A 12625-nucleotide genomic window follows, 5' to 3' on the forward strand; every position below is an offset into this window, starting at 1 on the left:
GAATGCGACGGGCACGCAAGCTGAGAATCAGTATCAAACACGAGCGACGAAAAACCAACAACGAACACATCTGAGGGTACTGCAGACAGGCGGGATAATTTTAAACCCAGGACTGGAGACAGTGGACACTCGACGCGTGAGGGTTTAACAAAAACACTGTATCACAATATCACTGTAACCCATTAACACGATAATACGACGTTACCTGAACACCTGAAACTTTAACACTTTAACACTGCTTTTACGGTTGCATCGATTCGACTCTGATAATATATTAACCAGGCTTTTTGAGAAATGAGTTTCGGACACAAATTTTGACGAATTTTGTCCCCATCGTCTAGTGGTCTAGGACTCCGGCCTTTCACGCCGGCAACAGGGGTTCGAGTCCCCTTGGGGACACTGACAAAGCCTGCAACCCGCGTGGTTGTGGGCTTTTTCTGTTTTAGGTAAAACATATATTTAACTTTTTGAAGGTATGAGTTTCAATATTGATACCATATTCTCATTAAAATTATCATGCTTTACTAAAGAAACTATAGGTTATTAATTTGGTAATAGCCTTGGGGGTAAAGGCTCAACTATGTAATTATACTTTTTCTACCTCGTATCATTCGGCTACATAAGTCCGGTTTTCTTCTCAACCTACCTGGTTCTATATTTAATCAAAGAATTCTCCGAGGTCTTTACCTCGGGTTGCCCGATCTGCTGTAGAGACGTGCCATGGCACGTCTCTACTCATCTGCAACTCGAATGGGATGCGGACTTCCATGCCACAGTAGACACCGCACTCGGCTCGAGAAACTCCGGTGGTCTTTCGGGCTGGTGTGGATACTCCGAGGTCTCTGCCTCGGAGTAATTCATTATTTGGCCACATCGGCGTAGCTGCGTTCTCCTGGCTCAGACTCATGTTATTTAGCACATACTGAACCAATGTGATTTCCATATGGCAGCAGGGACTGTGATTTCCATATGGCAGCAGGGACGAGATTGGCATTACTGGCAATTATCGATTGTATTCTCGAACAGGATGAGCGTAACGATCTTCTGAATCCTCTCCCTCTACAAATATTCCACGTGGTACTTCCACAAAACGGTAACCCAATGTGATCCCCTCGATAATACAGGGTGTCAGGTGTTCATGTGATATACAAAAAAACCCAAACAACGACTGGGAATGGGGCTGCTATATATGGACCACAGAAATTCGAGGTTTCGATTACATTTGGACAAAAATGTTATGTATATATTATTACCGTGTAGCGGTTTTGGTATCATTAAAACAAATTGAATTACTTCAATGCCGGGACACCAATTGTTAAATCCATTGGTGATTATTCTCCTTTATTGTACCCACCGTAGAATATTCAACAGTTACTCCAGTTTGAATTCATTGATATAAGTACAAATAAAATAGGTATTTATCTGGCTATAAATACCCTGGGTATGTTTCTTGTAAATTGGTATAGTGCCAGGTCAGTTAGATAAACTCAGGTGATACTCATGTGCCATCTTGTTTTGCTTATGCCGCTGTTCGGACTGGGCCTGTTCTGGATGCTCCCGTTGGGCGTGGCCTTTCCGCTGTATCTGGGAGTCCTCGCCATATCGGGAATCGTCTACTACGCGCTCCTACAGGCGATGCAGGCACCGGTGAGAACCGGGAATCCGGCGCTGCTGAATCAGCCGGTGCGGGTTGTGAAGAAATCTGGCCGCCACTGGATTGTGGAAACGCACGGGGAATTCTGGCAGGCGGAAAGTGACGAGTTTCTGGTGCCGGGACAGCGAGTGACAGTTGACCGGATCAACGGGATGAAACTGCATATCCATTCCTGATGAGCATTCATGTTTGAAATGACAAGGAGAGAAAATACATGAATAACAGAAAACCAATTTTTGCAGGAATTCTCGGCGGGTTGGCGCTTTTGATTGTGTACTTCGGGATCGTCACCGTTGCCAATTCCTTTACCCATGCGATTGAAGAATTCGGTCGAATCTGGTACTGGATTGCGTTGCTCACCGGCGGATTTGGTATTCAGGTTGGGTTGTATATTTATATACGTCAAACTCTGAAAGAACGGACCCGGGGAGCGACCGCAGAAGTTGCAACGGCGGGCGGCATCTCCACCGGCAGCATGATCGCCTGTTGTGCGCATCACGTGACTGACGTGCTGCCGATCCTCGGCTTGGGCGCGGCAGCTATGTTTCTGACCCAGTACCAGACGCCGTTTATTCTGCTGGGCGTGTTTTCGAATCTGGTGGGGATAACCATCATGCTGCACCTGATTCAGCAGCACAATCTGGCCGGGAACAGCGAAACGCTGCACAGCCTGACTTTACTGAATATGGCGAAAGTGAGAAACGGAGCCATTGCGGTGTCCGTCGCAATTGTGGCAGGTTCGTTTGTTGTTACCGGATTCAATGGAACAGCCAGCGATGCCATAGCCCAGAAACAATCCGTTTCGAATGACCCCATCGAACTCGCGGTACAGAGTAATCAGGAAAACCGGGTCGCCATCGAAGTGAAACCGGTCAACTTCTCCTTTACGAATCCGGTGACCTTTGCCATTTCGCTCAACACCCACTCCGGATCGCTGAATTACGATTTGACCAAAATCAGCACCCTGATTTGCGACCAGGGATACGAGTACGACCCACTTCGCTGGGACGGCTCACCGCCTGGCGGACACCACCGGCGCGGGGAGCTGGTCTTTCCGGAATTTGATCATAAAGTCCAACACATGCAGCTGGTCATCAAAGATGTGTATGATGTACCGGAGCGCGTGTTTGACTGGACTATCTGAGTAAATTCTGAAAGAAGCGACTAATCAATTACTCCGAAAAGTAACGAAAAACCTTGAGCGTGGCGGGAATATCCTGCCACGCTCTCATACCGTCAATACGATTCAAATACTCTAAAAGAGGAACACATGAACAGCCGATCATCGTCTATTTTCTGGACCACTTTGTTTACTTCTATGGCAATTCTCGTCTATGAGGTCGCCCTAACCAGAGTCTTCTCCGTCATTCTCAATTATCATTTCGTCTTTGTAGTCATTTCCTTTGCATTGTTAGGACTTGGTCTTGGGAGTATGGCCCAGGGATTGTGGTTCAGAGGCCTTTCACGATTTCGGACACTTCGGTTGTGGCTCTTTATCGCCGGGGCGTTCAGTTTTCCGGTCAGCGGGGTACTGCTGGTATCCCTGCCTTTAACGGCTGGTGTAGATTTTAGTCATCTCGGATTCTACATCTATCTGGGCATCGCGACAGTACCCTTCATGTTTGCCGGGATCAACCTGGCCTGGATATTCCAAACCTGGACCGACAGAGCGGCCGTACTCTATGCCGGAGATTTGATCGGTGCCGCAATCGGGGCGGTTGGCGCCTGGTTCTTGCTGGAACATGTCAGTGGCCTTGGAGCGGTTATGGGTAGTGGCATGGTTGCCGGAATAGGTGTTCTCATATTTACCCTTGGACGTCACATAACACCAATACGGGGCGTTGCAGTGCTGCTCGGAACGGGAGTGTTGTTTCTGGGGTCCTTCCTCACGATTGTTCCGGAGATCCCCATCGGACAGGACACTGATAAGGATCTGTATCGCATGGGGAAAAGTGGCCTCTCCCCGGAAATCGTAGACAGTCGCTGGAGTGCATTTGGTAGGACAGATCTTGTCAAAGATTCGCACAGTCCGCACGAGTTAGCACTCTATGTGGACGGCGCCGCCGGCACCCCGATGATCCATGTTGACAGTACAATGAATCAAAAAACAAAATTGCAGATTATTTCACGATGGGCGCTCCAGTATTTTCCCTATTCGTTCTTGCCGGAAAATGAGAAAGAATCAGCTTATATCATTGGTCCGGGCGGTGGGAAGGATGTCCTCATTGCACGGTCGACCGGTGTCAAGCAGATTACCGCAGTCGAGGTAAATCCGGATATGGTGGAGTTGGTCCGGGATCATAGCGATTTTAACGGTGGAATCTATGCAGAGGGCGATCAACTGGATATCATGATTGGCGAAGGACGTCAGGTCCTCAGGAATTCCGATTCCACATACGATATTATCAGTCTTGCGCTTCCTATTACCAAGAGCCGGCGGAGCTATGAGAGCTATGCACTTACAGAGGATTACTTGTTCACAGTCGAGGCATTCCAGGAGTATTTTGACCATATGACGCAGGAAGGCCGGGTGATGATTCTTGCACACGGAGAAACGGAGGTGTTGCGATTGGTCTCGACCGCGTTGCGGGCCTTTGAGCTGAACGGCATCGAAAATACCACGGCCATGAAACATTTCTATGCAGTCAGCGATGGCATGATGGCCCTGCTCGTGATCAAAAAGCAACCGTTCACCCGTCAGGAAGTCAGCAACCGGCATCAGCTGGTGGAAAAGTTCCAACTGCATAAACCCGTGGCCTACTTCCCGTATCTCGAACAGGAACAATTGCACATGATGTTTCCGGGAGAACAGCATATCGAGACACCGATGTTCCAGCAGGCGATGATGGATATCGGGACCGGGCGATTCAAGAGCGAGGTCGCCTTCATGGATTATCCCATGGATGTCTCACCGGTCACCGATAATCAGCCATTTTTTTACGATTTCAAGAAAGGCCTCCCTGGCACGCTGACTATCTTGTTTATAATCTTTGCGATTTTACTTGGACTCATCATCTATCAAACCAAGATCCGGATATCAGCCCAATTTGCAGCGGTCCGGTCCGGATTTCCGGGAAAGACGTTCATCGCGAGCGTGACGATACTCGGTCTGGCATTTATGATGGGCGAACTGTCGCTTTTCCAAAAGATCGTACCGTATTTTCGGCATCCGTCGATAGCGCTGACGGTAACATTGGTCGTACTGCTCACCGGTACCGGCATCGGCAGCTGGGTTAGTCAGCGATTCCGGGAATCAAACCTGCTGAATACACTCAGGATTGCGGCCGTGGCCATCGGCGTTCTGTTTTTCGGATTCCGGATGATATTTCCATTGGTCGATACGTTATCGATGGAGGCCGGGCGACTGGTGCTGATAGCATGGCTTTTTCTCACAGGACTCCCACTTGGAACGCCGTTCCCGACCCTGCTCAGATTTCTGCACAGAGAGGACCGGCAGGATATCGTCCCGTATGCCTGGGGCATCAACGGGGTCGCCTCGGTGACCGGGTCGGTCTTCGCCGTGATACTCGCCAAATGGTTTGGCTGGAACTTTGTGCTCGTATTCGCCGGAATTGCGTACCTGAGTCTGGCTGTGGTATTCACCAGACTGCGGAATCTCATTCCTCGTACATTGAATTCGGACGCAGATGATGCCGGGCCATTGGTGAGTAAACCTGAAGCTGATGTGGCGGAAATACCGCTGAATGCGTAGATGTGTACTTTAAAAAAATTGATAGCGTCCAGACCCGACTTGGTGTGGGGTACGTTCCTGCTTACCTAATCAGTAGGGTCCGCGGAACGTAAATCTCCGTGCAATTACGGTGCAATGTAAAATGACACTCCCAAACTATTCCCCTCGCGGATTCCGGAGAAATTGACCAGGTAGCCGATGCTGCCTTTCAGGGTGGTCCCTTGCATAGTGGTTACCTGATAAACCACTCCAATCTCCGCGCCGGAGTGGAATGTCTCCAATTCTTCAAAGTTTCCGTGATACCGGGCGTCCAACCCCATCACCTCCGTCAGGAAATAGGAGATGCCAAGCGTGCCGTTCAGCTCATACTCGGTGTGCGGCGCCAGCGGATTGATCGCTTCAGCATGGTCGGATTCTCCCAGGGCGAATCGTCCCCGGAACAGCCCGTACAGATGTGTATCCGGAATCTTCTTTTCCGCGAAAAACGCCGGCACCAACTCCGGGTGGCCAGTGGTGAACTGGTCGCTTCCGGTGGGTAATTCTGCGGTTAACGTCGGCACCAGCGTGAGGCCGGCTGCAGAAGTCCGGGATTTTATCGCCAGCACGGCATCGGAGAGCCCGGATTCATCCTGGTAACTGCCAAACGGGATGCCGGCGCCCACAGAGAGCCAGGGACGGATCATATATTCCGCAAAGGGTGAAATTATGAATGCCGACGCGTTATCGTTGATCTCGTAACTGCCGGACTGAATCAGGACTCCGGCGTTGGTCTTCGGGGGATGCTCCAGGAACAGATTGCCCTCGATATGTGCCTGTACTGATGTTGCAGCTAGAATGCCGGCAATAGTGAGCAGGACCCTGGTATATTGTCTTTTCACCATTATTAATCTCTTCTCTTGGATGATGTTTCATTTGCAGGGTATCCAAAATCCTGGAGGTATGCAAGGCCGGAAAAAGGGAGAATACCCACATGAAATGATAGATGCGGTGAGCAGCAGATTCATTTAACATACTCTTTTTAAACTGGATAATTAATCATATGATATTCCGTTTTTGGGAGGCCAAGATTGTTGGCCTTTACAATAGCTCCCCGGTAATTGGAAAGATGGATAATCTCCCTTGTAGAATCGTTCCATGCAGGGTGTGTAAAAACAAAAAATTAAGAGGATAATTGGGAGTGAACATCGCATATTCCTTTCAGTAGAGACGTCTCATGCCTGTCCCGAGATGTCGGGGAAACGTCTCTACTGAAAAAGAGATCGGGACTTGCTCCGAATTTTCCCCCTGTTGTTCTGACACCCTGAGTAAGCTTAATAGTCAAAACGGTTGGTGAGTATCCTGCGAACGGTTTGGAGTGTTGTAGGATATTGTACACTGATAAGAGCAGTATTCGCGAATTTCCTGGTTGGCTCAAAAGAGATAAAATAGACTGAATAATAGCCGGTTCCGGGCACTTCGGACAGAATGCAAAATCCTGGAAGAGGTTGTTGGCACCGATCTTGTTTCTATAACGAATAGAGTATCAGAACAACAGCGGAAACGTCCGAAAGGGTAGCAGGATACATGGAATGGATCACAGATCATTGGCTTTTACTGTCAATCCCGGCCGTAATTCTGGGAACGACTTACTTCGTGTATAGCCGGAAATACAATCATGACAGAGACGATCACCCCGGAGTCTCTCAGGAATATGAAGTTGCCGGGATCATCGTCCGGCACGTCAGTCACGAGAGCGGAAACTACAACGCCGGATGCTGCTGTTCACCGGCGAAGGAACCCGGCGAATGCAAGATGAAGTGAGCAAGGTTCGGTCAAGAGAGAAATCGATCCCGATTCGCTCGGATGAAAGGTTACAAAGTCAAACAGTTTCAATTATAAAGAAGACAAAGGAGCTCGCTATGGATAAATCATGTCACGTGGAGCCGAGAGAATCTAATGCGAAATTTTCGGAATTAAGCGCGGATTACACCGCCTATTTCAGGATAGAGGGCATGGGATGCGAAAATTGCGCGAACCGGGTGAAGAACGGGTTACTTGCCCTCCAGGGAGTGCATATGGCCGAAGTCTCTCTAGAGGAGGGTATCGCCGGAGTTGTATACGACCCCGATTTGCACTCACCACCTGCTCTGGAAAACGCGATATTTAATGCCGGCAATGACGGCAGGCATCTGTATTATGCCCGGCTAATCCGGGTACTCGAATCTCCCACTATTTTAAATAGCTGGGGGTAATAATGCGGACGTCTGGTCACTGTCGAATAGTCGTCAACCCTGGAGAATATTCTCGAAATGTCGGACCGAGCCAATACCGGATTAGGCCGGTAAACGTATGGATTTCAGTGGGTTATCCCCGGGAATAGCATTAGTGGCATCCGGCTTGCATTCTTGATAAACAGAAAAATAGACAAAAAAGGACGAATACATGGAATGGATAGCGGAAAACTGGTTTTTACTTTTATTGCTGGGCGGTTGTCTGGGAATGCATCTGTTTATGCACGGACGCGGCCACGGAGGCCATGGGCACCATCACATGCATAACTCCCAACATAATCAGCAAAACGAAACTGTAGAAAAAACACCTGCGGTTGTCCCGGTGAATGACGAGTCGGAACGGATTTCCGAATGAACAAATTCAACACATCTGTATGTTGGCGGGTGAGTCACTTGATACCCGGTAACACCTGGAGAGGCAATGTCCCATGATTGGTTTGCTGGCAAATCTCATCCTGATATTTACCGCTCTTTTTCTGGTAGCCTACGGGATCTGGCAAATATTCCTTACGCCCCGAACCCCGGTAAAAGCATCGCTGGGAAAAGATGGGGTTCAACGGGTGAGTCTTGAGGTGAACAACGGCTATCATCCGGCGGTTATCGAGGCGCAGTCGGATCATCCTTTGAATATGCGGTTCTATCGAATCGAGAACTCACCATGCAGCGAGGAAATCGTGCTGCGGGATTTTGGAATTTGGGAACGGCTTCCGGCGTACACAACCACGTCGGTGGAAATTCTCCCGTTTCAGCCCGGAGAATACACCTTTGGCTGCGGCAACAATGTATTAGAGGGAAAATTGATAATTCGGTAATGGTATCAGAATAAAGGATGTGACAGATGATAAACAGATCAAAACGTACCTTGCAGCACCAGTTGAATACCTGGATTGTCGCCAGGTTTATTGACGAAATCTATAACAGGAACAATTTGAGTAATTTACCCGAATTTGTGGCACACGACTGCCAATATTGCGGAGATCCTACCGTCATAGGCGAAGACCTGTATGAGTTACAGATGCACTTCGCCTACACCTGGATTAACCAGCAAGCGGTATTCGAAGAGGTACAATATGAGGTGGAAGAGGTCATATCCCAGCACGATATCGTAAGCGTGAAGGTTCGCCGAAAGGGCAAGGCAAAATCCACTATTAGGACTGTTCGGGATTTGTCCCGCTGGGAGATGTTCCAGCTACATGAAGGGAAAATTGCACGACGCTGGATAGCAAACGCATAACACAACAGGAGGATAATGAGGGGAAAAGATCCGGTTTGCGGTATGGACGTCGATCCGGACAATGCCGCCGCACAGACTGAGCACAACGGGAAAACCTACTACTTTTGCGCTCCGGGATGTAAGAAGGCGTTTGAAGAAAACCCGGAAAAATACACTTAACTATTGAACTCTCGGCACACGGAGAGCAGGAATGTTGTATCCGTGTGCCGAATAACCAGGATATCATATATTGATTAACTCGATGCGAATGCATGAAGATCCGGTCTGCAAGATGCCAGTGGACGGGAAGCATACCTATTATTTGCGATCGTACAAAGGGACGACGTATTACTTTTGCTGCTCCTCGTGCAAGGCCAAATTCGAAGAAGATCCCGCAAGATATTTGTCCCAATCCGATGAGAACAATTCGGGCCGCACCCCGAACATGACTGCTGAATAGATAATTTTATTATGGCAAATTACGATTACGGCTGGTGGGCGAGCGTCCTTTTCAATGTCGTGTTATTCGGCGGATTCGTCATCGGGTTTATCCGGCCGAAAAAGCATATCGAATGGCGCACCCTCGGGGTGTTTTTCGGATTTATTGTGGCGCTGTTCACCGAAATGTACGGTTTTCCGCTCACCATTTACATCCTCACCTCAGTATTCCAGGTGCAACTGCCGGTCGCGGATCCGTTTTCCCACATAAACGGCCACCTGATCGGAACGATTCTGGGGTTACCGATGTGGGGCAAGCTGATCATCTGTCAGGTCGGTGGGTTTTTGATGTTATTCGGATTGATCCTGTTAGGCAAGGGTTGGAAACTGATCCATGCCGCGAACGGAGAGTTGGTGACATCCGGAATTTATGCAAAGATACGGCATCCCCAGTATCTCGGGATGTTCATTTTTAGCTCCGGCTTACTCATCCAGTGGACGACGTTGGTTGGCTTACTCATGTTTCCGGTGCTCATGTTCGCCTATTATCGCCTGGCGCTCCGGGAAGAACACGCGGTAGCCGATCAATTTGGGTGGGCGTACTACCGATATGCCTCGCGAATCCCCAGATTTCTTCCCTGGGGGAAAATTCCGGAAGAACCGCATGAACCGGCGCCCCTCCTGCTGCCGGCCAAGGCAGAGAGCGTCCACGGAGAAAACCGAGCGCGTTTTTCCGGAGAAGCGGGGTCAGAATGAACGACTTTTGGCAGTGGTGGCAGCACCTGCCCTCGAAAATCGATCCGGTGTTGTTGAGTCTGGGACACTTCAAGATTCACTGGTACGGGCTGATGTATATCGTCGCCTTTGCCGTGGTGTACCTGCTGATCCGCTACCGGCTCCAAACCGAATCCGTCGACTATAATATGGACTTGGTGGAGCGTTTCTTCACCTGGGCGATTATCGGTGTAATGGTCGGTGGTCGATTGGGGTACGTCCTGTTTTACACTGCCGGGTATTATCTGGCGCATCCCATAGAGATCGTACTGCCATTTTCGGCGCAGAACGGTGGACTGCAATTCACCGGTTTCAGTGGCATGTCGTATCATGGTGGAATGCTGGGTGTTGCGGTGGCGTTCGTGGCCTTCGCCCGGAAGTACAAGGTCAACTTTTTCAAATTTACCGATCTGGTCGTCCCTGCCATTCCGTTGGGATTTATGTTCGGCCGAATTGGATGCTTCATCAACGGCACCTTGTACGGCCGGCCGACGGACGTCCCCTGGGGCATGTACTTCCCCATGGATGCCACCGGATTGTTGCACCATCCGTCCCAACTGTACGAAGCGCTGTTCGAGGGACTCATCCTGTTTCTCATCCTCTGGGCGGTCCGGAAGAAGCGGTTTTCCGAAAACACAATGGCTGCTTGGTATCTGATGGGCTACGGGTTTTTTCGGGTCAGCATCGAATTTTTCCGGCAGCCGGATGCCCATCTGGGTGAGGTGCTCTGGTTTCTCACGACGGGACAGCTGTTGAGTCTGGGAATGGTCGCGGGTGGAGTTGCCTTGTTCCTGATTGTCCGATATGCGCCATACGCACGTTCTCATGAAAAACAACCGATAGTCAAACATTCATGATGGTGGAATGAAAATGAAACCACACACATGTATACAAACGTTTCAACCGGGATAAACAGATATGCGAACACAAATCCTCATTGGAATTTTAAGCTTGCTGCTCCCAGTGTTGACGCTTCAACCGGCGCCACCGGATTCGGAGCGGGAGCAGGGACATGGCTCGCTGTACGATGTTGCGTTTGCCATTACCGGCATGACCTGAAACCCTCACTGTGTCCAACGGGTGCAGGGTGCACTCGAAGAAGTCGCCGGTGTGGAGGATATCTTCGTCACATTTGATCGCCGCGAGGCAGTCGTACGGTACGATGCTGATACAACGAATATTCGTGAACTTGAAGAGGCCGTGGCAGCGTCCGGCGGATATATCGCCGGGCTGAAATACGGACCTGTTCAAGCCGATGGCAATTTGACTACACTTGCCACAAGAACTGAATTCCCATTGATTGAGTCGGAGCAGGAATTTGATCATACGGGCGTTTTTGTGCTGCCAGCGGAACAAATCAGCCGGACCGCAGAACATTTAAGCAATTCCAAAGACGCTACAGTTCTGGGAAATGTCTCCAAAGATGATCTGGTATTCTTGGTATCCCTCTGGACGGACTCGGGAACAAACTTGTTAATTGACTGGTGGACTGCAGCCGAACTTATTGCGGAAGGGGAACAGCCCAAAACACCGGAGCAGTGGATTCCCCTGACGGAACATACTGAACGGGACGGCGGCGGCTCGGTTGCCGGCTTGCTCGTTTATAATGATGTGGCGAACAGATCCGACCGGGCAAAATTCCGCCTGAAAAAGGTCGGTGGTCAGCTTACATTCGAGACGGAACTAATGCCAATACACAACTAGACCCGTCCTCTTAGTCTGTCTTCTCACTTTTCTCGTATCTGCAGAATATTCTACGATTACGCACACAATAGTGTAGAATATTCTGCAATTAGCAGGGCTGTATCGCCGGATTACAGCGATGGTATATCATTTGACATTATAATGGTAGAACAGAGGATAAAAGAATAAGGAGGATTACCGTGCGACTTATCCGTGCAATCATTCGGTGCGACAAAGTTCAAAATGTATTGGATTCGTTGGAAGATGAAGGCGTGCAAGCTTTCACCGTCGATCATACTCAGGGAATGGGAAGTCATCTCATCGATCCGGACAACGCAGAATATTCCATGGAATGCCTGGATCGGTATACTACCATGGCAAAACTAGAGTTCATCTGTCGGGAACAGAATATCAACAAATATTTGCATTTGATCCGGCATAATGCCTTTACCAGCAAGAGCGGCGACGGCTATGTCTACGTTACGCCTGTTGAAACCATGATGCAGATTCGTTCGGGGGAGACGGACAAAAAGGGGCTCCGTCACCTGCGCGAAGTCCTTGACGTTGAAGAGGAAACCGGGTAACCTTGCAATGCACAGGAAAGGGGTGTATAAGGTACAGGGAAAGAGAGTGTTAAAGTGTTATGGTGTTACCGTTGGTGCTGTTTCTTCATCTTTATCCTAATCTTAATCGGGTTTGATTGGAAGGAGGAAAGGAGAACGGGAAAAACCAGTTGGTTGTTCGTCCCAAGAGGATCTCCTCCGGGAGTGTAAAATAAACTGTGTAAACCTCACGGAAAACTGTAATATTATTGAACGAGTGAGGTGACCGATGGTCTTTAATCCAGAGCAGTTACAAACGATGTTGCAGGAGTGGGATATCCAAACCCCGGAGGAATTGCA

16 protein-coding genes, 1 tRNA gene and 1 pseudogene are annotated in these 12625 nt (G+C 49.3%); 16 read left to right on the plus strand and 2 right to left on the minus strand.

What is annotated here, in order from left to right; translation table 11 throughout:
* Nucleotides 1–326 precede the first annotated feature (326 nt).
* A tRNA-Glu gene (locus K9N57_13705) sits at nucleotides 327–399 on the plus strand.
* A gap of 259 nt (nucleotides 400–658) precedes the next feature.
* Here the strand turns inward: K9N57_13705 and K9N57_13710 are convergent.
* Complete coding sequence (locus tag K9N57_13710) at nucleotides 659–994, minus strand: hypothetical protein (GenBank protein MCF7805237.1); 336 nt, start codon at nucleotides 992–994, stop codon at nucleotides 659–661.
* 506 nt (nucleotides 995–1500) lie between these two features.
* Here K9N57_13710 and K9N57_13715 point away from each other — a divergent pair.
* The 3 genes from K9N57_13715 to K9N57_13725 all read left to right on the plus strand — a co-directional run bounded on the left by K9N57_13715 (nucleotide 1501) and on the right by K9N57_13725 (nucleotide 5366).
* Nucleotides 1501–1830 (plus strand): NfeD family protein, encoded by a 330-nt coding sequence (locus tag K9N57_13715; GenBank protein MCF7805238.1) that lies wholly within the window; start codon nucleotides 1501–1503, stop codon nucleotides 1828–1830.
* 38 nt (nucleotides 1831–1868) lie between these two features.
* Nucleotides 1869–2798, plus strand: a complete 930-nt coding sequence (locus K9N57_13720) for a hypothetical protein (protein MCF7805239.1) — start codon at nucleotides 1869–1871, stop codon at nucleotides 2796–2798.
* Between the two features lie 126 nt (nucleotides 2799–2924).
* Entirely contained in the window at nucleotides 2925–5366 is a 2442-nt protein-coding gene (locus tag K9N57_13725; GenBank protein ID MCF7805240.1) for a hypothetical protein, read from the plus strand.
* Between the two features lie 104 nt (nucleotides 5367–5470).
* Here the strand turns inward: K9N57_13725 and K9N57_13730 are convergent, their stop codons facing one another.
* Complete coding sequence (locus tag K9N57_13730) at nucleotides 5471–6226, minus strand: hypothetical protein (protein ID MCF7805241.1); 756 nt, start codon at nucleotides 6224–6226, stop codon at nucleotides 5471–5473.
* A 682-nt stretch (nucleotides 6227–6908) separates the two neighbouring features.
* Between K9N57_13730 and K9N57_13735 the strand changes: the two genes are divergently transcribed.
* The 12 genes and pseudogenes from K9N57_13735 to K9N57_13790 all read left to right on the plus strand — a co-directional run bounded on the left by K9N57_13735 (nucleotide 6909) and on the right by K9N57_13790 (nucleotide 12307).
* Complete coding sequence (locus tag K9N57_13735) at nucleotides 6909–7145, plus strand: hypothetical protein (GenBank protein MCF7805242.1); 237 nt, start codon at nucleotides 6909–6911, stop codon at nucleotides 7143–7145.
* Nucleotides 7146–7243: 98 nt separating this feature from the next.
* Nucleotides 7244–7576 carry a heavy-metal-associated domain-containing protein gene (locus K9N57_13740; GenBank protein ID MCF7805243.1) on the plus strand — a complete coding sequence of 111 codons (333 nt, stop codon included), beginning with the start codon at nucleotides 7244–7246 and terminating at the stop codon, nucleotides 7574–7576.
* Between the two features lie 190 nt (nucleotides 7577–7766).
* Nucleotides 7767–7871: pseudogene (locus K9N57_13745) on the plus strand (DUF2933 domain-containing protein).
* A gap of 172 nt (nucleotides 7872–8043) precedes the next feature.
* Complete coding sequence (locus K9N57_13750) at nucleotides 8044–8427, plus strand: cupredoxin domain-containing protein (GenBank protein ID MCF7805244.1); 384 nt, start codon at nucleotides 8044–8046, stop codon at nucleotides 8425–8427.
* Nucleotides 8428–8453: 26 nt separating this feature from the next.
* Nucleotides 8454–8849: an ester cyclase gene (locus K9N57_13755; protein MCF7805245.1), complete on the plus strand. Its 396-nt coding sequence runs from the start codon at nucleotides 8454–8456 to the stop codon at nucleotides 8847–8849.
* 15 nt (nucleotides 8850–8864) lie between these two features.
* Nucleotides 8865–9008, plus strand: a complete 144-nt coding sequence (locus K9N57_13760; protein MCF7805246.1) for a YHS domain-containing protein — start codon at nucleotides 8865–8867, stop codon at nucleotides 9006–9008.
* 88 nt (nucleotides 9009–9096) lie between these two features.
* Nucleotides 9097–9288 (plus strand): YHS domain-containing protein, encoded by a 192-nt coding sequence (locus tag K9N57_13765; GenBank protein MCF7805247.1) that lies wholly within the window; start codon nucleotides 9097–9099, stop codon nucleotides 9286–9288.
* 11 nt (nucleotides 9289–9299) lie between these two features.
* On the plus strand, nucleotides 9300–10022 hold the full coding sequence (locus K9N57_13770; protein ID MCF7805248.1) for an isoprenylcysteine carboxylmethyltransferase family protein: 723 nt from the start codon (nucleotides 9300–9302) through the stop codon (nucleotides 10020–10022).
* Nucleotides 10019–10897: a prolipoprotein diacylglyceryl transferase gene (gene lgt, locus K9N57_13775; GenBank protein MCF7805249.1), complete on the plus strand. Its 879-nt coding sequence runs from the start codon at nucleotides 10019–10021 to the stop codon at nucleotides 10895–10897. The genes K9N57_13770 and lgt overlap by 4 nt, the downstream gene beginning before the upstream one ends.
* Before the next feature lie 61 nt (nucleotides 10898–10958).
* A complete protein-coding gene (locus K9N57_13780; protein ID MCF7805250.1) occupies nucleotides 10959–11099 on the plus strand; it encodes a hypothetical protein in 141 nt (46 codons plus the stop codon).
* 21 nt (nucleotides 11100–11120) lie between these two features.
* Nucleotides 11121–11744 carry a heavy-metal-associated domain-containing protein gene (locus K9N57_13785; protein ID MCF7805251.1) on the plus strand — a complete coding sequence of 208 codons (624 nt, stop codon included), beginning with the start codon at nucleotides 11121–11123 and terminating at the stop codon, nucleotides 11742–11744.
* Between the two features lie 179 nt (nucleotides 11745–11923).
* The gene (locus K9N57_13790) at nucleotides 11924–12307 is read left to right on the plus strand and encodes a hypothetical protein (protein ID MCF7805252.1); all 384 of its coding nucleotides are present in this window, start codon (nucleotides 11924–11926) and stop codon (nucleotides 12305–12307) included.
* The last annotated feature ends 318 nt before the right edge of the window (nucleotides 12308–12625 follow it).

The sequence above is a fragment of the Candidatus Neomarinimicrobiota bacterium genome, from assembly GCA_021734025.1.
Lineage (GTDB): Bacteria > Fidelibacterota > JAANXI01 > JAANXI01 > JAANXI01 > JAANXI01.